This is a genomic window from Azospirillum oryzae (assembly GCF_900177515.1).
GTDB classification, from domain to species: domain Bacteria; phylum Pseudomonadota; class Alphaproteobacteria; order Azospirillales; family Azospirillaceae; genus Azospirillum; species Azospirillum oryzae_A.
On record NZ_FXAK01000001.1, the window covers coordinates 302,669 to 326,941 of the forward strand.

General features: G+C 69.0%; 22 protein-coding genes. 4 read left to right on the forward strand and 18 right to left on the reverse strand.

Going from position 1 to position 24,273, the window contains the following annotated elements; genetic code table 11:
- Positions 1–192 precede the first annotated feature (192 nt).
- Complete coding sequence (locus B9N97_RS01450; RefSeq protein ID WP_167393160.1) at positions 193–903, forward strand: Crp/Fnr family transcriptional regulator; 711 nt, start codon at positions 193–195, stop codon at positions 901–903.
- Between the two features lie 100 nt (positions 904–1,003).
- A complete protein-coding gene (locus B9N97_RS01455; protein ID WP_085082599.1) occupies positions 1,004–1,708 on the forward strand; it encodes a hypothetical protein in 705 nt (234 codons plus the stop codon).
- Positions 1,709–1,717: 9 nt separating this feature from the next.
- Here the strand turns inward: B9N97_RS01455 and B9N97_RS01460 are convergent, their stop codons facing one another.
- The 10 genes from B9N97_RS01460 to B9N97_RS01505 form a co-directional block, all read right to left on the reverse strand.
- Positions 1,718–4,462: an SUMF1/EgtB/PvdO family nonheme iron enzyme gene (locus B9N97_RS01460; RefSeq protein ID WP_167393161.1), complete on the reverse strand. Its 2,745-nt coding sequence runs from the start codon at positions 4,460–4,462 to the stop codon at positions 1,718–1,720.
- Positions 4,463–4,715: 253 nt separating this feature from the next.
- Positions 4,716–6,599: an adenylate/guanylate cyclase domain-containing protein gene (locus B9N97_RS01465; protein ID WP_085082602.1), complete on the reverse strand. Its 1,884-nt coding sequence runs from the start codon at positions 6,597–6,599 to the stop codon at positions 4,716–4,718.
- 7 nt (positions 6,600–6,606) lie between these two features.
- On the reverse strand, positions 6,607–7,734 hold the full coding sequence (locus B9N97_RS01470; protein ID WP_085082604.1) for a DUF4384 domain-containing protein: 1,128 nt from the start codon (positions 7,732–7,734) through the stop codon (positions 6,607–6,609).
- Positions 7,735–7,775: 41 nt separating this feature from the next.
- The gene (locus B9N97_RS01475) at positions 7,776–8,120 is read right to left on the reverse strand and encodes a hypothetical protein (RefSeq protein ID WP_085082606.1); all 345 of its coding nucleotides are present in this window, start codon (positions 8,118–8,120) and stop codon (positions 7,776–7,778) included.
- A gap of 27 nt (positions 8,121–8,147) precedes the next feature.
- Complete coding sequence (locus B9N97_RS01480; RefSeq protein ID WP_167393162.1) at positions 8,148–8,927, reverse strand: OmpA family protein; 780 nt, start codon at positions 8,925–8,927, stop codon at positions 8,148–8,150.
- Between the two features lie 115 nt (positions 8,928–9,042).
- On the reverse strand, positions 9,043–10,602 hold the full coding sequence (locus B9N97_RS01485; protein ID WP_085082610.1) for a DUF4384 domain-containing protein: 1,560 nt from the start codon (positions 10,600–10,602) through the stop codon (positions 9,043–9,045).
- 69 nt (positions 10,603–10,671) lie between these two features.
- Entirely contained in the window at positions 10,672–11,235 is a 564-nt protein-coding gene (locus B9N97_RS01490) for a DUF4399 domain-containing protein (RefSeq protein ID WP_244560491.1), read from the reverse strand.
- 38 nt (positions 11,236–11,273) lie between these two features.
- On the reverse strand, positions 11,274–11,708 hold the full coding sequence (locus tag B9N97_RS01495; protein WP_085082614.1) for a DUF4399 domain-containing protein: 435 nt from the start codon (positions 11,706–11,708) through the stop codon (positions 11,274–11,276).
- A gap of 188 nt (positions 11,709–11,896) precedes the next feature.
- On the reverse strand, positions 11,897–12,229 hold the full coding sequence (locus tag B9N97_RS01500) for a hypothetical protein (RefSeq protein WP_085082616.1): 333 nt from the start codon (positions 12,227–12,229) through the stop codon (positions 11,897–11,899).
- A 100-nt stretch (positions 12,230–12,329) separates the two neighbouring features.
- A complete protein-coding gene (locus B9N97_RS01505) occupies positions 12,330–12,851 on the reverse strand; it encodes an Lrp/AsnC family transcriptional regulator (protein WP_432264179.1) in 522 nt (173 codons plus the stop codon).
- A gap of 97 nt (positions 12,852–12,948) precedes the next feature.
- Here B9N97_RS01505 and B9N97_RS01510 point away from each other — a divergent pair, with 97 nt between their 5' ends.
- On the forward strand, positions 12,949–13,968 hold the full coding sequence (locus tag B9N97_RS01510; protein ID WP_085082620.1) for a 1-aminocyclopropane-1-carboxylate deaminase: 1,020 nt from the start codon (positions 12,949–12,951) through the stop codon (positions 13,966–13,968).
- 178 nt (positions 13,969–14,146) lie between these two features.
- Here B9N97_RS01510 and B9N97_RS01515 read toward each other — a convergent pair whose 3' ends face one another.
- The 7 genes from B9N97_RS01515 to B9N97_RS01545 form a co-directional block, all read right to left on the reverse strand.
- Positions 14,147–15,298, reverse strand: coding sequence for a M20 family metallopeptidase (locus tag B9N97_RS01515; RefSeq protein ID WP_085082622.1), 1,152 nt, complete (start codon positions 15,296–15,298; stop codon positions 14,147–14,149).
- Positions 15,295–16,728 carry a M20 family metallopeptidase gene (locus B9N97_RS01520; RefSeq protein ID WP_085082624.1) on the reverse strand — a complete coding sequence of 478 codons (1,434 nt, stop codon included), beginning with the start codon at positions 16,726–16,728 and terminating at the stop codon, positions 15,295–15,297. The genes B9N97_RS01515 and B9N97_RS01520 overlap by 4 nt, the downstream gene beginning before the upstream one ends.
- A 29-nt stretch (positions 16,729–16,757) precedes the next feature.
- Positions 16,758–17,711, reverse strand: a complete 954-nt coding sequence (locus B9N97_RS01525; RefSeq protein WP_085082626.1) for an ABC transporter ATP-binding protein — start codon at positions 17,709–17,711, stop codon at positions 16,758–16,760.
- A 26-nt stretch (positions 17,712–17,737) separates the two neighbouring features.
- Positions 17,738–18,715: an ABC transporter ATP-binding protein gene (locus B9N97_RS01530; protein WP_085082628.1), complete on the reverse strand. Its 978-nt coding sequence runs from the start codon at positions 18,713–18,715 to the stop codon at positions 17,738–17,740.
- A 5-nt stretch (positions 18,716–18,720) separates the two neighbouring features.
- On the reverse strand, positions 18,721–19,647 hold the full coding sequence (locus tag B9N97_RS01535) for an ABC transporter permease (RefSeq protein ID WP_085082630.1): 927 nt from the start codon (positions 19,645–19,647) through the stop codon (positions 18,721–18,723).
- Entirely contained in the window at positions 19,644–20,561 is a 918-nt protein-coding gene (locus B9N97_RS01540) for an ABC transporter permease (protein ID WP_085082632.1), read from the reverse strand. The genes B9N97_RS01535 and B9N97_RS01540 overlap by 4 nt, the downstream gene beginning before the upstream one ends.
- Positions 20,562–20,637: 76 nt before the next feature.
- Complete coding sequence (locus B9N97_RS01545) at positions 20,638–22,173, reverse strand: ABC transporter substrate-binding protein (protein WP_244560492.1); 1,536 nt, start codon at positions 22,171–22,173, stop codon at positions 20,638–20,640.
- Positions 22,174–22,353: 180 nt separating this feature from the next.
- On the opposite strand from B9N97_RS01545, the gene B9N97_RS01550 reads away from it, so the two are divergent.
- Positions 22,354–23,277 carry a LysR family transcriptional regulator gene (locus B9N97_RS01550; protein ID WP_085082634.1) on the forward strand — a complete coding sequence of 308 codons (924 nt, stop codon included), beginning with the start codon at positions 22,354–22,356 and terminating at the stop codon, positions 23,275–23,277.
- A 27-nt stretch (positions 23,278–23,304) separates the two neighbouring features.
- Here the strand turns inward: B9N97_RS01550 and B9N97_RS01555 are convergent, their stop codons facing one another.
- Entirely contained in the window at positions 23,305–24,204 is a 900-nt protein-coding gene (locus B9N97_RS01555; protein ID WP_085082636.1) for a LysR substrate-binding domain-containing protein, read from the reverse strand.
- Positions 24,205–24,273 lie beyond the last annotated feature (69 nt).

Genomic DNA, 24,273 nt, shown 5'->3' on the forward strand with positions numbered 1-24,273 from the left:
TCATGTCCAAGGGCGACCGGCCAGCGCCGGCCGCCCTTTTCGTGTCCGCCCCGCGCACGGACGGCGCAGAAGCGCCAACGACGGCGTACCGCCTTTGACGGAGTAAGACGGCCCGGTTGCCGGCGTACCATTCCCTGGCTGGAGAAGCGGCCCGCGATTTCAGCCACGATGTCAGCCAGAAGGGTGGCGGCCATGACTGCGATACGGATCAACTTCGACAAGGATCTCGTCCTCGCCGGGCATTTCCTGCTCAAGCATCTGGAGCGGGAGGAACGGCAGCGTCTGGCCAACAGCGCCCGGCTGTCCCACCACCCGCGCGGCGCCATGATCTTCCAGAAGGGCGATCCGGGCGACAGCATGATGGCGGTCATCCGCGGCCGGGTGAAGATCTGCTGCCATTCGATGGACGGCAAGGAGCTGGTGCTGAGCATCATCAACAAGGGCGGCCTGTTCGGCGAGATCGCGCTGCTGGACGGCGAGCCGCGCACCGCCGACGCGGTTGCGCTGGAGGAGACCGACCTGCTGGTCCTCGACCGGTCGCAACTGATGCCGGTGCTGACCGCAAGGCCGGATCTCGCCTTCCGCATCATCGGCGTGCTGTGCAAGCGGCTGCGCACGACCAGCGAGCATCTGGAGGACACGCTGTTCCTCGAAGCGTCCTCCCGCTTCGCCCGCGCGCTGAAACGGCTGGGCGATGCCTTCGGCAAGCCGGGACCGCAGGGGCTGCGGCTGGACATCAAGTTGTCGCAGCAGCAGCTCGGCTGCCTCGTCGGCGTCTCGCGGGAGAGCGTCAACAAGCTGCTGAACGAATGGCAGCGCGCCGGCGTGATCGAGATGGATGCCGGCCATATCGTCATCCGCGATAGCCGCGCGCTGGACGAGATCGGCGACTCCTGCGGCTGAGACGCCCCATCGACGCTGTTCTGTGAGCCGCGCCACAGCGCCCGCATCGGCCTCCGCCTATTCTGCTCCCCACACCCGGCCGCCAGCCCCGAGGGAGCCCATGACCATGTCGCCCCGTACAGCTTTTCTTCCCACGGTCGCCGCCCTGTTGCTGACCGCCGGGACGGCCGCAGCCCAGGTCACCGGCGGCATCGCCTTTCCACCCGGCCCGATCCCCGGCGCCGCGATGGCGCAGGCCTTCTCCCAGGCGCCGCGCCTGCCGGTGTCGGTGAACCCGACACCCCGCGGCGCGCCCCCCGGCGCGATGGTGACCAACCCGTCGGTCCGCCGGTCTTCCGTGAACCAGCAGGCGATCACCCGCATCCGCGGCGACGCCGGCTATCTCGCCGGCTTCAACAAGGGACAACCGCTGGCCGCCAGCCGCCAGCCGCCGGTGCAGCCCGACCCGGGCTTCACCTTCATCGACGCGCCCTTCATCGTGAACAACTTCAACAGCGCGCTGAACTTCGCCTTCGGCGACGGCAACATCAGCCAGCAGCAGCTCGGCGACGGCAGCGCCGGCCCGGTGGAGACCGCCGCCCCCGCCCCGCCTGCGCCCGAACCGGCCCCGGCGCCCGATCCGGCCGCCCAGCCCGCCGGCCCCTCGACGTTGGACCTGCTGATGCGCACGGCCGGGCCGCTGCCGCATCTGCCCACGGCGCTGGCCAATGGCGGTGTGCAGTTCAACAACGTGAACACCGTGACCAACACCGCGGTCGGCACGCGCAACCGCGCGACGCAGACGACCGTCACCATCCAGCGCTGAGCAGGATCGTCAGTTCACCTCGCGCGCCACCCGGAAGCCGTTGGTGAGATAGCGCACGTCGATGTCGTAGCTGTTGCGCACCGTGCCGTTGATCGCCTCCAGCCGGTCGCGCCAGGAGCCGCCGCGCAGCACCCGCTTGCGGCAATCGCCGCGGGTCCAGGCGCTGCCGTCGTCCGGCGCGCCGTGATAGTTCCGGTTCCAGCAATCCTCGACCCATTCCGCCACGCTGCCGTTCATGTCGTGCAGGCCGAAAGGGTTCGCCTTATAGCTGCCGGCCGCGATCGGGGTCAGGTGTTCGTGCGCGCCGCCGCAATCGTCGCAGTCGGCGTGGACGCCGCCTTCCCCGCCCCACCAGTAGGGTGCCGTGGTACCGGCACGCGCGGCAAATTCCCATTCCGCCTCGCTCGGCAGGCGATAGCGCTGTCCGGTCTTGCGGCTGAGCCATGCCACATAGGCCTGGGCATCCTGCCAATGCAGATTATGGACCGGCGTGCCGTCGGCGGGGTTGACCATGCGGGGCATGCCGGTGCAGCCGCCCTCCTGGATGCAGGCGCGCCATTCGCCGACCGTCACCTCATACATGCCGAGCGCGAAGGGCTTGCCGATGGTGACGCGGTGGACCGGTCGCTCCGACGGGTCGCCCCTGTCGTTCCCCATCATGAAGTTGCCGGCCGGCACCCGCACCAGCACCGGACAGGTCGGACAATCCTGGAAGCTGTTGCCATTGCCATGGTTGCGCGCCGTCCCGTTGCCCTGTGCCGGTGCAGGAGCCGGCGCCGTAGCCGCCGCCACCTGCGGCTCGGCCTTGGAGGGCTCGGGCGGTGACGGCTGCGGTGCGGCCTCCACCACCGGCGGTGCCGCCGGGGGTGTCGGCAGTGGTTCGTGCTTCAACAGGCCCGCGGCGACGAAACCCTGGGTGCCGTCCTCCAGAGCGACCCGGTACCACCCTCCCTCCGGCACGCGGCCCAGCACCTGCACCGCCGATCCGCGCGCCACGCGGCCGACCCGCGCGCCACTGTTGGCCGGCGCCGCCCGCAGCACGCTGTCCACCGTGGCGGTGTAGCGTCCGGGTTCCGCCGGCTCCAGGCCGGGACCCAATACCGCCTCCTGTTTGGTCTCCGTCTTAGGCGGCTCTTCCGCCCGCTTGCCGGCGAGCGTCAGCGTTTCCAGCTGGCGGCGGGCAATGGGGGCGTAGCCGCTGCCGCCGAACAGCTGCAGGAATGCCTGATAATCACCGGGCTCCTTGCTGGACTGGATGCGCTTCCACAGGCTGTCCTCCAACTCCGCCACCGGCGGTATGCCCGGCGGGGCGATCTCCACGCTGACGCTCGCCGTTGCGGAGCCGCCGCGCCCGTCATCGACGCTGTAGCGCAGGGCTCCGGCCGGTCCGGGGGCCGCGGCCTCCGGGTCGAAGGTCAGCGCGGTCAGCGCCTGGACGGTCAGCCGGTCGCCCGGCTTCACCACCGCCGCACCGTCATGGACGCTGCCGCGCTCCGGCACGGCGGTGACGGTGACGGTCAGCGGATCGCCGTCCGGATCGGCCGGGGCATCGATCCCCATCGGGTTGCCGGCGACGCGCAGCTTGCGTTCCGCCACCACGGCCGGCGGCTGGTTGCTCGGCTTGATGGTGACCGGGATGGTGCCGGTGACCATGCCGCCGCGGCCGTCGGCAACCAGGAACTCGAAGGCGCCGGCCTCGCCGCGGAAGCTGCCGTCGGGCTTGAAGCTGGTGGCCGCCAGTTGCTCCACCGTCAGATAGTCGCCGATCAGCACGCTGCGCTCGCCGACGCGGACGGTGCCGCCGCGCGGCAGGCCGGTGATGCGGGCGTACATCTGGTCGTCGTCGGGGTCGGTCGGCTTGCCGGCCCCCAGCGGCTCCGGCCCGGCGCGGTCCAGCACGGTCAGCACCCGCAACTCGCCCAGCACCGGCGGCCGGTTGGGCGGGCGCGGGTTGAAGTAGAAGGGCGTGGCGCCGAGCGAGCCGTAGACGAAGGGCTCCTGCCGGCCGTTGGTGGCCTGCTTCACCGTATCGCGCACATTGCGGAAGAACAGGCTCAGCTCCAGCCCCGGCGCCTGGAGATGCTGGAGCAGCGCCGCGCTGAAGGGGCTGTGGTCGCCGGTGCCGTCCTCCGCAAGCTGGTCGGCGCGGGTCGCCATCGCCACCAGCGTGTCGCTCGGCGTGTCTTCGACGCTGCCGAAGCCGGGATGGGCCTGATTGCGGTTTGACCCGCTGCGGGTCAGGCGGTCGACGAAGGGATTGTTGCGGCAGGCGTCGAGGATGAGGATGCCGAGCTTGCGCGCCCCGGCCAGCTCCCCCATCGGCAGGTTCAGCGGAATCGCCTCATAGACCAGATCGCGTTCGCGCTCCAACTGGGCGTCGGCGGGCAGCAGGTAATTGACGCCGTTCACCTGGATGCCGTGCCCGGCATAGAAGATCACCGCCACGTCGGCCTGCGAGGCCTTGATGCCGAACCGGCGCAGGGCGACGGCGAAGCCGCGGGCGTCCAGGTCGTACTCCTCGTCCACCGTGAAGTTCAGCGCCCGCAGCGCCTCGCCGATGGCACGGGCGTCGTTGCTCGGATTCAGCAGTTCCGGCGCGTTGCGGTATTTGCTGACCCCGATCACCAGCGCAAGCCGGCTTTCCGCCGCGGCGCCGGTACCCGGGCCTTGCCCGCCGCCAGCCGAACGGGCCGCGTGCGCAAAGCCGCCCGGCACCGCGACCAGCAGCAGGAGCAGCAGCACCGCGAAAAGCATCCGGCAGGGTCCGACCGGTCCCATCATCCCCGCCTCCGTACCCGAGCAAAGAGACGCCGTACAGTGTCGTCAGCGCATAACGATTGTCTGCTGGATGGATTTTCGGAAATTGCCGGCAGACCGCCCTGGATGGAAGAAGCATACTCATCAGCAAGGAAAATGCCAATCCGCCCCTTCTGCCTAACTCCGGAAAAAGAGGAGGTGGCATGACGAAATGATTACTTCCTCCATCAAAATCGAAGGCCGATTTTCTTCACCCGCAGACGTCGGCGTTCTCATCGTCGATCAGCAACCATATCCGCACCGTTCGGGTCTTTCCCTTCAGCGCCACCTCCCCCACCGGCAGTGCCTCGCAGCGGTCGCATACGGCCTGCCAGGTCGGATCGCCGACGATGATGCGGGCATGGCGGGAGGACCGGCCGTCCACCATCTTGCCGTACGCCTCCAGCCGGGCGGCGGTGTTGGCGGTATCGCCCAGCAGCGAATATTCGCTGTGCCGCAGCCCGCCCAGGCTGCCGGCCACCAGGGGACCGGTGTGCAGGCCGACGCGGATGCCGACCGGCGGCAGCCCCTCCGCCTGCCAGCGGCGGTTGAGCGCCTCCAGCTCCCGTCCCATCTGTAGGGCGCAGCGGACGGCGCGGGCCGCGTCGGCGTCGATCTGCGCCTGCGTACTGCGGGCGACCGGCGCGCCGAAGACCGCCAGGATCGCATCGCCGACGAAGCGCAGCACCACCCCGTCGTTGGCGGTGACGATGCGCACCATGGCATCCAAATAGCCCTCCAGCCAGCGGATCAGCGGCTCCGGCTCCAGCGCCTCGCAGATGGTGGTGAAGCCTTCGATGTCGGAGAACAGCACGGTGGCGGTCAGCTGCTGCGGGCGCGGGCGGTTGCCGGCCATGAAGGTCGCGCGCTCCCGCCAGATCTCCTCCGCCACCGGCTGGGAGACATGGTTGGCGAACAGCTGCATCATGACGCGCCGGTCGGCCCGCTCGCGCAGCGACATCTGCACGGTCATGGCGGCGATGCCGGCACCCCAGGCCAGCGACGGCGCCACCAGCGGCACCAGCGGCCCGCCTGCGGCGAACAGCGCCGCCGAACCGGCCCAGGCCCCCGCCGGAACCAGCAGCCCCGCCGCCGCCAGCAGCCCCAGCGGCAGCCCGGCCATCGCCAGCGCCACACCGGCCGCCGCCATCAGCAGCGCCAGCGCCGCCTCCCCGGCGACGGGAAGGCGCGGGCTGCTCCGCCCGTCCAGCAGTTGGGCCAGCACATGCGCCTCGATCTCCACGCCCGGCGTCGAGGCACCGGCGGACGACAACGGCGTGCGGTGCTGGTCGATGCCGGCCAGCGCCGTGCCCACCAGCACCGTCCGCCCGGTCAGCCAGCTCGTCGGCAGAACGGCGACCGTCTCGGCGGGATAGATCGGGAACGGGGTGGTGGCGCCGTCGGGCCGGCCGTGCCAGTCGATGCGGAACGGCTCCGCCGGAACCCCGGACGCGCCGCCGAGGCGGGCGAGCTGCACCGGCAGGCTGGGCGTGCCGTCGCCGCCGAAGGGAACGTGCCAGCGCACGGCGGCGTCGAGCCTGTCCTTCGCCAGATTGGCATGGCCGCGCGGCAGCCCGTCGGTGAACTCGCCGAGGAAGCGGCGCTGCCGCTCGGTCAGCGGCGTCTGGTCCAGTGCGGTGATCGCCACGACCGGGACCGACGCGCCCAGCATGGCGCGGCGCAGCCGCTCGTCCAAGGCCGGCAAGGTCGGCTGGTCGAACAGCACGTCGATGCCGATGGCGCGGACCCGGGCCGCCGCCAGCACGCCGATGATGTCGGCCAGCATGCCGCGATCCACCGGCGACCGGCAGGCCAGCCCGGCGAAGCTGTCCTCCCCGAACAGCACCAGCGCGATGCCCGGATGCTGCGGCTGGATCGGAGCGGCGGTGGCGATCAGCCGGTCGCCCAGGCTCTCGTCGGCGGTGCGCAGCGGCGGCACCAGCCGTACGGCGGCGAGCGCCAGCAGGGCGCTGCCCAGCACGATGGCAAGGGCCAGCCAGCGGTGCCGCCCGGGGGCCGGGCGGTCCCGCACCGCCGGCTCGGCGATAAGGGAAGCCTGCGGACTTGACCGGGGAGTCGCCGGCGCGCCGTCCATGCGCCCCTCACCGGACCTTCAGGAACAGTTGGGCGGAGGCCACCTCGGTCTCGCGCAGGCGCGACACCGCGCGGTCGAGCTGGACGGCGGCCTCCTCGGACAGTGGGCGGAAGGCGGCGGCGCGGCCGGGCATCTCGTCGTCCAGGTTGCGGCTGGCGGCGATGCAGCGCACCTCCAGATCGGCAGGCCCCTCGCCGGCGCGCAGCGGCATGCGGTCGCCCGACAGGCTGAGCGGCACATTGCCCGCCACCCGGGCGCTCATGGCGGCACCGGCCGGAAAGATCGGAATCAACTGGGCGCGCGCATTGCGCAGATAGCAGTAGAGATGGGCGTCGCGGTCGGTCTGGACCAGCAGGCGGATGTCCTCGCCCGGCCGGTAGGCGGGTCCGCCGCGATCCGCCGAGAGAAAGAGGTCGAGCGGCACCATCGCGTCGCGCAGGGCCGCCATCGCCGCGGCGATCTGCCCGGCGCAGCCGGCCGAGGCCATGCCCACCGCCAGCGCCGCTCCGCCCGCCGCTCCGACCATGCGGACATGCAGCGTGCCGACCGGGGTTCCATCCGGCCGCAGCGCGCCGATGTCGCTCCCGTCCGCCAGCGGCAACGCCTGCGGCCAGGGCGCCGAACCGTCGTCCGCCCAGCTGACCGCCGCACGCTCTCCACTCACCATGTCCTGCAAGGTCAGGCGGTCCAGCCCCGGCTCCGCCGGGCGGCGCAGCGCAGGCGGGCTTCCCGCCTTGACGCACTGGACGCCGGAGACCGACGGGTCGATGGTCAGCGCCCGCTCCAGCGCCGCATCCAGCGGATTCCCCATGGCGCGCGCCGCACCCAGGTCGCTCTGCATGAAGCGGTCGTCACCGGGGCCGGCACGGGCCGAAACCGCGCTGTCGGTCATGTCGCCGGGCACCCCGTCATAGGGGCCGCGCAGCCGCAGCAGCCGGCCGTTGGCGAACAGCAGCGTGGCATTCGCCCCATCGGGGAGCCGCAAGGCCTGCCCGTCGGCGACGAGCTGGCCCTGAATGAAGCCGGGCGCGCTGGACGACACGACCACGGCCTCCGCCCGCACCGCGGCGGCATGGCCGCAGCCCAGCGCCAGCATGGCGGCGCCGAATGCATGGGAAAGGGATCGCTTGAACATGATGGTCACCTTTTGGTTGGGAGGCTTGGTTGGGAGGCGGATCAGTCGCGGCTGCGCTCTCTTCCATCATCGGGGGAGAGCAGGCAGGCGGTGCGCGACTGCGTCACCACCGACACCGCCCCGTCCGTCGCGCCGTTGCGGCGGAAGCGCAGCCCGTTCAACTGGCTGGCGATGCTGAGCGACACGACGGCGAGGTCCGCTTCGTCGATGATCTTGTGGCCGTCCTGCCAGCATTGGACGCGGACCTTTTTGCCGGCGGGGGCGACATCGACGCCGCCGCTCGCCGCTCCGGAGCTTTCGCCATCCTTCTTGCGGACCACCGTGGCGTCGGCCCCCTGGAAGACTGTCAAACCGAGACAGACGGCGAGGAGCAAGGCGTGTTTCATGGCATTCCCCTCCGTTCCGGCAGCCGCTCAATGGGTCGGCTTGAATTCGACGCGCCGGTTGCGGCCGTCATAGGGGTTGGCGGCGAGCGGTTCGCTCGGCCCCTTGCCGTCCACGGTGATGCGCTTGGGATCGATCTGGTGGACGCGGACGAGATACTCGCCCACCGACACCGCGCGGCGCTGCGACAACAGCATGTTGTAGGCAAGGCTGCCGCTGGCGTCGGTGTGGCCCTCCACCGTCAGCCCCAGGTTCGGATCCTCCTTCATCAGCGCCCCGACGGCGTCGATGTAGGAGGCGGACTCCGCCGGGATCTCGGCCGAATTGAGGGCGAAGTTGATACGGAAACCGAAAGCCTGCGGTGCCGCTTCCTGTTCCGCAGTGGCCGGCGGTTCGGCAGCGGCCTGCGGCGCGGCGGCGGCTTCCATCCGCGCCTCCTGCCGGCGCTGCCTGTGTGCGGGACGGCTCGGTGTCGGCTGCGGAGCGGGCTGAGCGATCGGCTGCATCTCCGCCTGGGGGGCCGGCTGCGGCGCCGGCATGGGCGCCGTGCCGTAATTGATCTCGTCGATGGGGCGCGGGCGCTTGGCGGCGGCACCGGCCGCGCCGCCGATGATCTCGATGCTGCGGGTGCGGATCTTCGGTTCCGGCGCCACCACCTCGCGCAGTTCCTCCACGCTGGGCGGCCGGTCGAACATCATCACCTTCGACTGGCCGGAGCCCTCCACCGTCTGGGCGGACGCCGAACCGGCCCAGACGGCCAGCATCGGCAAAGTGGCGGCCACAACATGGGACAAAGTGGATTTGGTCATTTGAGGCTCCATGGGCGGGAGAAGGAACGGCGTTGCCCCTGGTTCTAGCGCCACACCCATCCCCGCGCTGTGAGCCGGCCAACAGTCGGCCCCCTTTTCCGAACCGGCCCGGGCCTCACTCCCCCTGCGCCAGCGTGCCGGGCAGCACCTTCACCGTCAGCCGCTTGGCGCGGGCGTCGCTTCCCTTCGCCGTGGCGAAGGCGTTGATGACGTCGTCCAGGGCGGCGCCTGGAATGGGCTGCAGATCCTCGCTCTTGAACGCCTCCGGGATCCGCACGCCGATCTCGTCGTGGGACAGCACGCAGGCCACCGTCTCCTCCGCTCCCGGCCGGTCCATGCGCAGGTTGAAGGGCTTCTGCACGCCGGGCGGGACTTCCACCTGCCGACCGGCCTCGACGAAGGCGTCGGGTTGGAAGCGGTTGGGGAAGATGCGGGACACCGTGCCGGCGGCATCGCGGTAATAGCAATAGACGAAGCCGTCCGCCGTCGGCTGCATCCGCACCACCAGCGCCTCCCCGGCGCGATAGCGCGGCGCCGGCCCGCGATCCGACGACAGCAGCAGGTCGAGCCGGGCCGGCGACGGCTGGGCGCGCGGCAACCCCTCGCCGCCGGCATTGCTGACGCTCTGCAGCCGGGCCGGCAGTGCTCCGCCCTCGCCCGGCGGCTTGGCGAGCAGGCGCTGGTAGAGGTCGAAATCGATGCGGCCGGTGGCGATCAGGTCATGGTCGGCCTGGAAACGCCCGACGGCCTCGGCGGTCCGCTGGTCGAGCTGTCCATTGACCGGTCCGTCGTAATAGCCCTGCGCCGACAGCGCGCGCTGGGTGAAGGTGACGCGCTCCGCCGGCGCCATGCCGTCGAACCAGCCGCGCGCCTCCGCCATGAAGGCGGGGTTGGTCTGGTCGATGCCCAGGCATTGCCAATAGGGCACGCGGGTCAGCTTGCCCAGCACCTCGATGGTGCTGAGTTCGACCAGCGTGCGCACGCCCTGGTGCAGCCCCTCTGACCGGTTCAGCGAGATGTTGAAGGACAGGCCGGCCTTGCCGATCACCCCGCCGGCATCCGCGCCGCGCCCCGACGACACCACGGCCAGCGTGTTGGACGCCGACATGCCGGGGATGATCTGGCGGGTCACCAGCTCCCCGACATTCAGGTCGACCGAGACCATCGACACCACCTGATCGGCCGACACGCCGATGTCCAGCTTGGGCAGGGACAGCCCCGCCCCCGCCGCCTCGCTGACCACATTGTCGTCCAGCTGGGTGATGGCGCCGCGGATGTAATAGGACGGCGCGCGGAAGTTCGGCTGCACCCCGATCATCCAATAGAGCGCGTTGACGTCGTCCAGCGCCGGTTCGAAATCGACGAAGCGGAAGGCGCTGGAGGTCTCCGACATGCGGGAGACGGCGGTGATCAGCATCTCCTTGGTGCCGCCGGCCACCCGGCCGGTGGCGTCGGGCAGGCCGTTGGCGGTGATGTAGATGTCGCGCTTGCCGTGGGTCCACAGCAGCCTGTCCATGCAGCGCAGCGCCTCGCTGAAGCTGCTGATGGTGCGGACGGCCGGGGTCTTCGGCTGCTGCACCACCCGCGCCATCTCGCCGGAGGTGAAGCAGCCGCCCAGCGCCAGCGTCAGCCCGGCGGAAACCGCGACGGAACCAAGGACCCGGACCATGCTCATCGGCGCTGTCTCCTCTGGGTTGGTGCGTCCGGCCCCGCCGTCGGTTTCAAGCGTTGCGGCTTTGAACCGTCACCGCTCCGACAGCTGCTGGCCGCGGTCGGCGCGGACGGTGATGGTGATCTTCTTCGACATGATCGGCGGGTCGTGCGGCACATGGTCGGCGTCGGCCAGGACCAGCTGCAGCGTGTGACGGCCGGGCGGCAGTTCCAGGATCGTTTCGGTCTGGCCCTTGCCGAAATGCAGGTGCTGCTTGTCGTTGGGGATCGGCTCGTCCGGGTTCTGCAGGTCGGTGTCGACCAGCAGGTGATGGTGCCCGGTGCCGTCCTTGCGCACGCCGGCCGGTGCCACACCGAAGTTGCGCAGCCCGAACCACACCTTGAACCGCGTTCCCACCACCTCGCCGTTGTTGGGCCAGCCGATATAGAGCCAGGCATCCTTGCGGCCGGGCGTCCGCTGCGGGGCGGCATTCTGATCGGCCTTGTGATCTGAACCGTGCGCGGCAGACGCTTCCTCGGCAGCCGCGGGGGTCGCCGCGCAGACCAGCGGTGCGACCGCCAGCGCCGTCCAAAGCACCGCCATACGGGCGGCGCACGGTGCGGGACCGGTCGCGATACTCGGGAATCCTCTCTTCATGGTGCCCTCCCTGGCGGACATGAACCGGTTGGGACCGGTCAGCGGACGGTGATGGTCACCTTGTCCGACATCACCGGCGGGTTGTGCGGAACATGGTCGGCATCGCCCAGCACCATCTGCAGCGTGTGGACTCCCGGCGGAAGCTCCAGCCGCGCCTCGGTCTGGCCGGCGCCGAAATGCAGGTGCTGCTTGTCGTTGGGGATCGGTTCGTCCGGGTTCTGCAGGTCGGTGTCGACCAGCAGGTGATGGTGTCCGGTGTCGGCATGGCTGATGCCGGCCGGCGCCACCCCCATGTTCTGGAGCCCCATGCGCACCCAGAGCTTTCCGCCATTGATGACCGCCCCGTTGGGAGGCCACAGGATGTAGGCACGCGCGTCTTCGGGCGCTTTCGCCCGGTCAGCCATTCCCTGCCCAGCCAGAAACAGCGGCAGAAGCAGCAGGGCGCCGACTGCGATCACGGCAGTCCGCAGCATGATGTCCCCCCTGTGTTCTTCATTGCCCTTTGTCCGATGACCCCCATCTTAGTCTTCGGCCGCAAAGCAGGGGCCCCCCGAATTCTTGGGTAATCCCATCCCGTTTGAAACGAGCCGGTTCTGCGGCGCCTTCTTCCGAATTGGCGGAGAAATGCAGCCGGCTTCCCCATCATTGCGGCCATCGCCGCTCAGCGTCGGATCCCGAACAACTGCTCGTTCATCGCTGCCCGATCAGCCGCACCGGCTGCGCGGCCCGGCGGCGGCAAGCCGACGCCCTTCATTCCCGGCAGCCCGACGCCGACCGCCTCGCTCCGGCCACCGCCCATCCAGGGCGGAAAGGCGCCGCCGGCACCGCTTGCGGCAGGCTGCGCGGCGCCGGCCCGGTTCGCCAGCATGGAGACCGCGGCGGCCGACAGCGGAATGCCGCCGGACTGCACCTCGAACGCGGAGGCCGGCCGGACGGCGGCGGGAGACGCCACGAGGACGGACAGGCAGAGCATGACGGCGGCAAGGCGGCGCATCGGGCGTTTCCTCCGCGAAAAGGGCCGAAGCCGGGGAGACACCCATCCTGCCGCAATCATCCGCCATCCGCTGTGGTCTGCACCACAGGTGCCGATGGATTCAGAAATCCAGCATGGCGTTGTCGATCACTTCCTTCATGACGAAGAAGGTGCGTGTCTGCCGTACGCCGGGCAGCGCGATCAATTCCTGCCCGTGCAGGCGGTTGAAATCCGCGATGTCGCTGACCCGGATCTTCAGGAAGAAGTCGAAATCCCCGGCGACTAGATGGCAGTCGAGGACGAAGGGCAGCTTGCGGATCGCCCGCTCGAACTCGGCGAAGCTCTCCGGGGTCGAGCGGTCCAGTTCGACGCCGACCATCACCAGCGTGCCGCGGTCTACCTTCGCCGGCTCGATCTCCGCCCGGACGGAGCGGATGTAGCCTTCGGCGAACAGGCGCTGGGTGTGGCGGTGGCAGGTGGCGGGGCTGAGATTGACCGCCGCCGCCAGATCGGCGTTCGTCATCCGGCCATCCCGTTGAAGATGCTGGAGAATCTTGCGATCCGTCGGGCTCAGCTCATCGGTGGCGGTGGTTTCTCTCATTTCGGCCCGGATTTTTGCACAAGTCAGCGCACAGGATGGCATTTTAGAAGCGATTCATGGAAATTCACCAGCGAAGTTCGAGAGCACCTTTCATTTCGGCGGTGATACCGTCCCTTCACCTAGACAGTGGAGCCCCGCCATGCTGCGCCTCGATCGCTTCGAACGTTATCCGCTCACCTTCGGCCCGACTCCCATCGAACATCTGCCGCGCCTGACCGAGGCGCTCGGCGGCAAGGTCGAGATCTACGCCAAGCGCGACGACTGCAACTCCGGCCTCGCCATGGGCGGCAACAAGCTGCGCAAGCTGGAGTACATCGTCCCCGACGCCATCGCGGCCGGTGCCGACACGCTGGTGTCGATCGGCGGCGTGCAGTCGAACCACACCCGCATGGTGGCGGCGACCGCGGCGAAGCTCGGCATGAAGTGCGTCGTCGTGCAGGAAAGCTGGGTCCCGCACGAGGACGCCGTCTATGACCGCGTCGGCAACATCCTGCTGACCCGCCTGATGGGCGCCGACAGCCGCATCGTTCCGGACGGCTTCGACATCGGCATCCGCCGCAGCTGGGAAGACGCCATCCAGTCGGTGAAGGATGCCGGCGGCAAGCCCTACGGCATCCCGGCCGGCGCCTCGGTCCACAAGTACGGCGGTCTCGGCTACGTCAACTTCGCCGAGGAGGTCCGCAAGCAGGAGGCCGATCTCGGCTTCAAGTTCGACTACATCGTCGTCTGCGTGGTGACCGGCTCGACCCAGGGCGGCATGATCGTCGGCTTCGCCGCCGACGACCGCGCCGACCGCGTGATCGGCATCGACGCCTCCGGCACGCCGGAACAGACCCGCGCCCAGGTCCGCCAGATCGTCGACAACACCGCCGAACTGGTCGAACTCGGCCGCAAGGTCCGCGACGACGAGATCGTCATCCTCGAAGACTACGCCTATCCGGCCTATGGCGTGCCGAGCGCCGAGACCAACGAGGCGATCCGCCTCGCCGCCCGCACCGAGGCGATGATCACCGACCCGGTGTACGAGGGCAAGTCGATGCAGGGCATGATCGACCTTGTGAAGAAGGGCTATTTCCCCGAAGGCTCGAAGGTCCTCTACGCCCATCTCGGCGGCGCCCCGGCGCTGAACGGCTACAGCTACACGTATCGCAACGGTTGAGAAGTTGGGCAATTAAGGCTCCCTCTCCCGCCCCGGGAGAGGGAAGGGGCCCATGCGGAGCATGGGAAGGGTGAGGGGTGATCCAAGGGGCCATGCGCTTTCGGTTCCTTGGCTCACCCCTCACCCTCCCCACTTCGTGGGTCCCCTCCCTCTCCCGGGACGGGAGAGGGCGATTATTTCATTTCTCCAACCCCGCAATCGTGACCGCCAGCGCCTGGGCGCGCGGCACCAGCGTTTCGAGCCGGCACCATTCACGCTCCGTGTGCGCCGCTCCGCCGACCGGCCCCAGCCCGCACAGCGAGGGCACGCCCAGCGCCCCGGTGAAGCCGGAATCGGCGCAGCCGCCGGTGAACTCGCCATCCACCTCGAATCCGACCTCGGCCGCCGCGGCCTTGTAGCGGGCGAACAGATCGGCCGAATGCCGTTCCTCCAGCGGCATGAACAGGTGTCCCCGCTGGTAGGTCGCGCTGGTGCCCGGCACGTCCTCCGCCGCCAGGATCGCCTCCACCCGAGCCAGGATGCCGTCGAGTTGCTCGACCGAACGGAAACGGATGTCCAGCGCCGCCTCGGCATGGTCGGCGACGGTGTTGTGGGTCCGGCCGCCGCGGATGACGCCGACATTGGTGGTGATGCCGCTGTCATAGTCGGTCAGCGCATGCAGCGCGGTGATCTTCGCCGCCAGCGCGCCGATGGCGCTGGCCCCGTCGGCATGGTTGACACCGGAATGGGCCGCCCGTCCGGTCACCGTGATGTCCAGCGTCAGCCCGCCCTTGCGCGCGGTGACCACATTGCCCGACACCCGCCCCGGCTCGGCATTGAAGGCGGCCCGCGCGCCGCGCGCCACCTCCTCGATGATCTTACGGCCGGAGGGCGAGCCGATCTCCTCGTCGGCGGTGAACAGGCCGATCAGCGGAAAGCCGGTGCCGCCCGCCGCCTTGAGCGCCCGCAGCACGAAGACGTCGACGACCAGCCCGCCCTTCATGTCGGCCACCCCCGGCCCGCGCGCGGTGTCGCCGTCGCGGGTGAAGGGCCGGGCCGCGACCGTCCCCTTAGGATAGACGGTGTCACGGTGCCCCATCACCAACACCGGCGCCCCGCCGTCGTTGCCGGGAATGTCGGCCTTCAGCACGGCGCCGTAGGTCTCGTTCGGGAAACGCGTCACGGCGATGCCGTCGGCCTCCAGCATCGCGGCCATGATGTCGCCGACCGCATCGATGCCGGCGCCGTCGCGGCTGCCGGAATCGATGTCGACGATGCGCTGGAGCATCTCCTCCATCTCCGCGCGGCGGGTCGCCAGCCAGTCGCTGGCGCGTTGGGCGAGCGGGGTCATGCGCGGCGGGCCTCCTTGCGGGCGTCGGCGATGGCGGGACCGGTCTCCCCCAGGTCCCAGAACAGCCCGGCCATCACCCGCAGGGCCTCCTCGACCACCGGCGCCAGCAGATGCTCGTCGGGCGCATGCTGGGAGCAGGCGGGATAGGAATGCGGCACCCAGATGGTCGGCAGCCCCAAAATCTCGGAGAAGACGTCGTTGGGGATCGAGCCGCCCAGGTTGGGCAGCAGCGCCGGCTTCTTGCCCGTGGTCCGTGCCAGCGAGTCCAGCGCCCAGCCCACCCACGGATCGTTGGGGTCAAGGCGGGTGGCGGTGAAGGCCTCCATCCGGCTGGGCATCACCTGCACCCGGTCGAAGCCGTTGGCGGCGAGATGGGCGCGCACGGCGTCGATCACCATCGTAGGATCAGTGCCGACGACGAAGCGCAGTTGCAGCGTCGCCTTGGCGATGCCGGGCACGGCATTGACCGGCGCGCGCGGGTTGCCGGTCTCGAAGGCCAACACCTCCAGCGCGTTCCAGCCGAACACCCGCTCCTCCGGCGTCAGGCCCGGCTCGCCCCACTCGCGGTCGATCTCCGGATCGTTCGGCCCGCCGCCGACGGACAGGTCGGCGATGGCGGCCTTGACCGCCGGCGGGATGCCGGCCGGCTTCAGCGCATCCAGCCTGATCCGCCCCTGCCCGTCGATCAGCGAGGCGATGGCGTTGGCTAGGATGGTGCCCGGATTGGCGAGCAGCCCGCCCCAGTTGCCGGAATGGTGGGCGCCCTTGCGCAGATCCACCGTCAGCTCGAAATTGATGGCGCCGCGCGAGCCGAGGAACACCGTCGGCCGCTCGGCGATCACCCGCGGCCCGTCCGACGCGATCAGCACGTCGGCAGCCAACGCCTCGCCATGGCTTTCGGCAAGCGCGCGCAGGCCGGGCGATCCCGCCTCCTCGCCCATCTCGATCACGAATTTGGCGTTGAAGCCCAGGCTGCCGCCGCGCTCTTCCATCACCTGGGCGAGCGCCGCGATGTTGACGGAATGCTGGCCCTTGTTGTCGGCGGTGCCGCGGCCGTACCAGCGGTCGCCCTTGACCGTCACCGTCCACGGGTCGATGCCGTCGCGCCAGCGCCCCTCATGGCCCGGCACCACGTCGCCATGGCCATAGATCAGCACGGTCGGCAGATGGTCGGCCTCGTGGCGTTCGGCGATCAGGAACGGCCCGCGCCCGGCGACCGGGTTCTCCACGATGGTGCCGGTGAAGCCGAGCTTGCCCAGCGACGGGATCATCTCCCCGTCCAGATAGGCATGCAGTTCCGCCCCACGGTCGGAGGACTGGCTTTCCGACTTGATGGCGACACGCCGCGTCAGGTCGGCCAGGAAGGCGCCGGACGCGAAATGATGGGCGGCGCGCGCAATGGCGCCGTCACGCGATGGCTGTTGGGTCATGGCGGAACTCGGGTCTGGGGGATGGGTCGTCAATTGGCGTAATGGCAGGCGGCGACGCCGTCGGCGACCGGCACGGGGCCGGGGGCAACGGAGTGGCAGCGGTCGGTTGCGCGCGGACAGCGCGGGTGGAAGGCGCAGCCGGGCGGCGGCGCGATCGGGTTGGGGAAGGAGCCGGCGATCACCGTGTCGGGCATGCCCAGCGTCGGATCGGGCGTCAGCACGCAGTCGAGCAGCGCGCGGGAATAGGGATGGCTGGCGTGGGTGAACAGCGCCTCGCGCCCGCGCTCCTCGACGATGCGGCCGAGATACATCACCGCCACCCGGTCGGCCAGATGCTCGACCACCGCGAGGTTGTGGCTGATGAAGAAGTAGGTCAGCTTGAACTCGCGCTTCAGATCCATCAGCAGGTTCAGGATCTGCGCCTGCACCGACACGTCGAGCGCCGAGGTCGGCTCGTCGCAGATCAGCACATCGGGCTTCATCACCAGCGCGCGGGCGATGGCGACGCGCTGGCGCTGGCCGCCAGACATCTGGCCGGGATAGGCGTCGATCATCCGGCGCGGCAGCCCCACCGCGTCCAGCATCGCCGCCACCATCTTCTGCCGGCTTTCGGACGTGCCGATGCGGTGGGCGACCAGCGGCAGGGCGATCAGGTCGGCGACCGACTTGCGGGGATTCAGCGAGGAATAGGGATCCTGGAACACCGGCTGGATGCGCCGCGCCACCTCCCGCCGGTCGGTCTTGGCGATGGGGACGCCGTCGATGCGGATCTCGCCGGCGGTCGGCTTGGTCAGCCCCAGCAGCATCTTCGCCAGCGTCGATTTGCCGGATCCGCTTTCGCCGACCAGCGCATGCACCTCGCCGCGGGCGACGCTCAGCGACACCCCGCCGACGGCGGTCAGCATTGCCCTGGGTTTGAACATCCCCTGCGATACCGGATAGATCTTGGTGACGTTTTCGAGTTCGAGCACCGGAACGGTCATTTCGGTCTCCGGTCAAAAGAAGGCGGTTAAGCTGCAGTGGCGACGGGGTCGAGCACGCAGGCCATGCGATGGCCGGGGCCGAGATCCCGCTCCGGAATGGCGGCGGCGCAGGCGTCGGTGGCGTGTTCGCAGCGGTTGCGGAAGGCGCAGCCGGCCAGCGGTCCGATCAGGTTCGGCACCTGCCCCGGAATTGTGCCCAGCGGCTCGCCCGGCCGGGTGCGGCCGGGGACCGGGATTGCCCGCAGCAGGCCCTGGGTGTAGGGGTGGCTGGGGGCGCCGAACACCGCCTCCACCGGGCCGGTCTCCACCAGCCGGCCGGCATACATCACCGCCACCTTGGTGGCGACGCGGGCGACCACGCCCAGATCATGGGTGACCAGGATCAGCCCCATGCCGAACTCGCGCTGGATGTCGCGCAGCAGCATCAGGATCTGCGCCTGGATCGTCACGTCCAGCGCGGTGGTCGGCTCGTCGGCGATGATCAGATCCGGTTCGCACATCAGCCCCATGGCGATCATCACCCGCTGGCGCAGGCCGCCCGACAGCTGGTGCGGATATTGCCCGAGGCGGGAGGCGGCGGCGGTGATGCCGACCCGCTCCAGCAGATGCACCGCCCGCTCCCGTGCCACCGCCCGGCTGACCGGACGATGACGCCGCAGCGCCTCGATCAGCTGGTCGCCGACGGTGTAGGCCGGGTTCAGCGAGGTCATCGGCTCCTGGAAGATCATCGCCATGCGGTCGCCGCGCAGATCCTCCATCTTGCGTTGGCCGACCGCCATCAGGTCGATGCCGTCGAAGCGCATGGAGCGCGCCTTGCGCACCGCCCTGGACGGCAGCAGGTCCATCAGGGCCAGCGAGGTCAGCGACTTGCCCGACCCGCTCTCCCCGACGATGGCCAGCGTCTCGCCGCGCTCCAGCGTGAAGGACACTCCGTTGACGGCGTTCAGCAGTCCGGCCTCGGTGGGGATCTGGATGGTCAGATTGTCGACGTCGAGCAGGGGCATGGCCGTCAGCTCCGGTTGTCGGGGGCGGTGACGTCGCGCAGGCCGTCGCCCAGAAGGTTGATGCCCAGGACCAGCGCCACCAGCGCCACGCCGGGGATGGTGATGACCCAGGGGCTGAAAAACATGTACTGCTTGCCCTCCGAGATCATCAGGCCCCAGGACGGCAGCGGCGGCTGTACGCCAAGCCCGAGGAAGGACAGCGCCGCCTCCAGCAGGATGGCATGGGCCATTTCCAGCGTGGCGACCACGATCAGCGGGTTGATGATGTTGGGCAGCACTTCGGAGAAGACGATCAGCCGTGTCGAACAGCCGATGGCGCGGGCCGCGGCGACGAAATCGGCATGGGCGATCTGCTGCGTCGTCGACCGCGCCACCACGGCGAAGCGGTCCCACAGCAGCAGCCCGAGCACGACGATGACCGTGTTCAGCGAGGTGCCGACCAGAGCCGCCACCGCCAGCGCCACCAGCACCACCGGCAGCGCCAGCCGCACGTTGATGATGTAGCCGATGACCATGTCGACCCGCCCGCCGAAGAAGCCGGCGGCGACGCCCAGCGCCGTGCCGATGGCGCCCGACAGCAGCACCGTCGCCGCACCGATCATCAGCGAGATGCGCCCGCCATAGAGCAGCCGGGCGAAGTAATCGCGCCCCAGCTTGTCGGTGCCCAGCCAATGCTCCCAGGTGCCCTTGGCGTGCCAGATCGGCGGGATCAGCCGCTTGGAGATGTCCTGCGCATAGGGATCGTGAGTGGTGAACAGCGGCGCGCCGATCGACATCACCAGGATGACGGCGAGGATGAAGGCGCCGGCCATGAAACCGGGGTGGCGCGCCGCCCGCTTGGTGAATCGGGCCAAAGGCGACCGGCGAACCGGAACGCTGTCGAATCCGGCCGCGGCCGTGGCGGCGGCACCTGAAGCGCTCGTGGTGCTCATGCGACGCGGATCCTTGGGTCCAGCCAGGCGTTGAGGATGTCGGCGAGGAAGGTCAGCAGGATGTAGATCGTGGCCAGCAGCATCACGATGGCCTGGACGACCGGGAAATCCTTGCGCCCGATGGCTTCCCAGGCGAGCTGCCCCAGCCCCTGCATCGAGAAGACCGCCTCGACCACGATGGAGCCGCCGAGCATGAAGCCGAACTGCACCGCCGCCAGCGCCACCACCGGCACCACCGCGTTGCGCAGCGCATGCTTGAAGATCACCGTCTTCGGACGCAGCCCCTTGGCGCGGGCCGTCCGGATATAGTCGGACGCCATCACGTCAAGCATGCCGTTGCGGGTCAGCCGCATCACCGCCGGGATGGCGTACCAGCCGAGCGCCACCGACGGCAGCACATAATGGCTCCAGGTCGCGTTGCCCGACACCGGCAGCCAGCGCAGATTGACCGAGAAGATGATGATGAGAGTCAGGCCGAGCCAGAAGGTCGGCACCGCCTGCCCCAGCGCGCAGAAGGCCAGCGTCGCGCGGTCGAACCAGCTGCCGCGCTTCACGGCGGCCAGCGCCCCCAGCGGAATGGCGAACAGCAAGGCGAGACCCAGCGCGATGGCGCCGAGCTTCAGGGTGATCGGGATGCGGTCGCCGACCAGCGACGCCACCGACTCCCGGAAATAGAAGGACTGGCCGAAATCGAAGCGGACGGCCCCGGCCAGCCAATGGCCGTACTGGACGGCGAGGGGCTGGTCCAGGCCATATTCGGCCCGCACCTGCGCCACCTGTTCGGGCGACGCCTCGGGACCGGCGAGGTCGGTGGCGAGGTCGCCGGACAGGTGCAGAAGCAGGAAGGCGATGACCGAAACGGTCAGCACCACCGACAGCGCCACGGCGAGCCGGCGAAGCAGGAAGGCGAGCATGGCGGTCTCCTGAAAAGGAGCGTGCGGAGAGGCGCTGCGGGCCGGCCTTCAACCATGCCGGCCCGCCGCCGCGGCCTCATTTCCAGTGGGCGGCGTAGAAGCGCGGAAGCTCGTCCGGCTGTGCGGTGAAGGCGAGGTCGGAGGTGAAGGCGTAGTTGCTGGGATAGGAGAACAGCGGCAGCAGATAGGCCTTCTGCGCGATCATCGACAGCGCTTCCTTGTAGAGGTCCTTTCGCGCCGCGGTGTCGGTCGTCGTATCGGCTTTCTCCAGCAGGGCCTTGACCTTGGGGTCGCGGCTCATGTCGTCCTCGTTCTCCTTGAACCACACGCCGGTGAAGGCGGAAGCGTCGTTGACCGAGAAGGACCCCCAGGTCTGGTACTCCAGCGGAACCTTGCCGGCACGGGCGGCCTCGCGCATCGCCGCGTATTTCAGGAACCGCAGGTTGGCGCGGATGCCGACCGCGCGCAGATAGCCGATGACCGCCTCGGCATAGTCGCGCTCGCGATAGGCGTAGAGATCGGTCTCGAAGCCGTCCGGATAGCCGGCCTCGGCCAGCAGCTTCTTCGCCTTCTCCGGATTGTACTCGTAGCGCGGCACGCCGTCGTCGGTGCAGCCGGTCTGGTCGATGAAGCAGGCGGAATGCATCACCCGCGCGCCCTCGCCGGCCAGATTCTTGACCATCGCCTGACGGTCGATGGCGTAGGCGACGGCTTGGCGCACCTTCTCATTCTTCATCGGCGTGTCGGCGGCGGTGCGGCCGGCGGCGTCGAACTGCAGGAAGCCGACGCGCATCGTCTCGGCCGACAGCACGGTGATGTTCGGCACCGCCTTCAACTGCTCCGCCTGATCCTTCGGCACGCGCCAGATCCAGTCGACGCCGCCGGTCATAAGCTCGGCCATGCGGGTTTCGCCGTCGGGGATGACGCGGAAGCGGATTTTGCCGATGGCAGGTTGGCCGAGCGGGCTGTCTTTGAAATAGTCCTTGTACTTCTCCATCGTCACGCCCTTGCCGTTCTCCACCGCGGTGACGCGGTAGGGACCGGTGCCGATGGGCGCCTTGGAGAAGCCGTCCAGCCCAACCTTCTTGAAATAGGCGGCGGGATAGATCGGCGTCGGGCCGGACAGATATTCCAGCGCCGCCGGGAACGGGCCCTTCAGGCGGACGCGCACCGTGTAGTCATCGATTTTGTCGGCGCCGGCCATCCATTCGACGTTCTGCTTGGTCACCACCTTCGCTTCCGGCGTCAGCACGTAATTGAAGGTGAAGACCACGTCGTCGGCGGTGAAGGGCGAGCCGTCCTGGAAGGTCACGCTCTTGCGCAGCTTCAATTCCAGCGTGACCGGATCGATCCATTTCCACGAGGTCGCCAGTTCCGGCTCATACTCGCCTGTCTTGGGATTCCGGTAGATCAGCGTGTCCCACACGAGATGGGCGATGATGACGCCTTCGCGCAGATTGTTGTGATAGGGGCTGATGTTCTCCGGCTCGCTGTCGGAAGCATAGACCAGCGTGTCGCTCGCCTTGTCGGCGAATGCCGCCGAAGGCAGGGCCAGGCCCGCGACCGCCGCGGCTGCGAACATCATCGACTTACCGTACGCAAAGGGCGCCATGTCCGAACTCCGTCCAAGAGGGTCCATTTGCACGAAAGTTAGCCATGACACGGTATTGTGCAGACTGGCATGCCGCAATTATAATAGTTGGAAGTTAGCGTTGCCGAACCAGCAACGATATGGTTTACGGCCCTGATTTTCCGCCAGCTTAGCAAAGCGGCGCCGGCCAGGGGAACCGCCATGAACGCCACCGCGCTCCGTTATTTTCTGGAGGTCGCCCGCACCGGTTCCATCGCCGACGCCTCGGCGCGGCTACATGTCGCCTCCTCCGCCATCAGCCGGCAGATCGCCCATCTCGAAGCCGATCTCGGTGTCGAACTGTTCGAACGCCGGCCGCGCGGCATGGTGCCGAGCTATGCCGGCGACCTGCTCGCCCGCCATGCCCAGCGCGTGTTCCTCGAGGAAGAGGCCATCGTGACCGAGCTGAAGCGGTTGCGCGGGCTTGCCAGCGGGCGGGTGCGCGTCGCCGCGACCGAGGGGTTCGGCATGAGCCTGATCCCGGCGGCCATCTGCAGCTTTCGCGACCGCCATCCCGGTATCCGCATCGAACTGCGCATCGTCGCGCCGGCCGCCGTCACCCGCATGGTGCGGGAGGGGGAGGTGGATATCGGCGCGACCTTCTCCTTCGCCCCCGAACCGGGGGTCAGGGCGATGGGGGAAGGCCGCGCGCCGGTCCTGGCTGTGATGGCGAAGGACCACCCGCTGGCCGGCCGCCCCATCCTGACGCTGGCCCAGCTGGCCCGTGAACCGATCGCGCTGCCGGAGAAGGACACCACGGTGCGGCAGCTGTTCGACATCGCCTGCGGGCTGGCAGGGGTGGTGATCGAACCGGTGCTGATCTCAAACTACATCGCCGGGCTGTGGGCCTTCGCCGCGGAAGGCGGCGGCATCACCATCGCCAGCCCCTTCACCGTCCATGCCAGCACGGTGGGCCATCCGGTGGCGTCGGTCCCGATCGACTCCCCCACCCTGGACCAGCGCTATTACCAGATCCAGACCATGCTCGGCCGCCATCTGCCGGAGGCGGTGTATGCCTTCGCGACCCACCTGACCGGCATCATCAAGCGCATGGACCGTGACGGCGGGCAGGAGGAGTTGTCTTAGAGGCAGCAAAAACGTCCGCCTTCGCCGTCACGATGTCCCGACCCACCCGGCAACCACGTCGATGAAGCTTCGGACCGTCGCCGGCATCAGCGTGCGATGGGGAATGATCGCGTGCAGCGGCAGCGTCCGTGCAGACCAGTCCGGCAGGACGTGAACCAACCGGCCTTCAGCGATGTGCTCCATGACCAGGAAGGACGGCGCCAGAACCAGCCCCTGTCCCAGCAGCGCAAGCGTGACGAGGAAGCCGGCATCCGTTGCCCGAAGCTGCGCGTCGAACGCAACCTGCACCCGATGTCCTGCCGCGTCGGACAGCACAAATCGCTCCGGCGTCGCGGTCTGCATATAGGCGAGAATCCTGTGCTCCTGCAGACACCCCGGATGCTCCGGTAAAGTGCGGGCGCCGAAATAGCTCGGCGCACCGACCAGGATCAGTGGAAAGCCGCCCAGTCGCTTGGCGATCATCGCGGTGTCCGGCAGCGTGCCAAGACGCAAGGCGACATCGAACCCTTCGCCGAGCAGATCGGTTTCCCGTTCACTGAGATCCAGTGTCAGGGTGACGCCCGGATAGCGGCGCATGTAGTCGGCCACCGCCGGCCCCAGCACCGCATTGGAAAAGGCAAGCGGCGCCGCCACCCGCAATTGACCGCGCGGCTCGGCCTGCCTTGTTCCGGCATCGGCTTCGGCCAGGGCGATTTCGTCAAGAATTGCCGTGCAGCGGAGGTAATAGGCCTGACCGGCCTCGGTCAAACTCAGCTTGCGCGTCGACCGGTTGACCAGCCGAACCCCCAGCCGTGCCTCCAGCGCCCTCAGATGCCGTCCAGCCATTTCCGCCGACAGGCCGTTCCGCCGCGCCGCCGCCGCCAAACTGCCCTCTTCGATTGCATGTCGGAACACGGTCATGCCGGTCAGGGTATCCAGCGCCATCATCCACTCCCGGTTCGGAATGAATCCATTCCGCGCCTGATTATCACGGCTCCGTTCGCTGACTAAATCAAA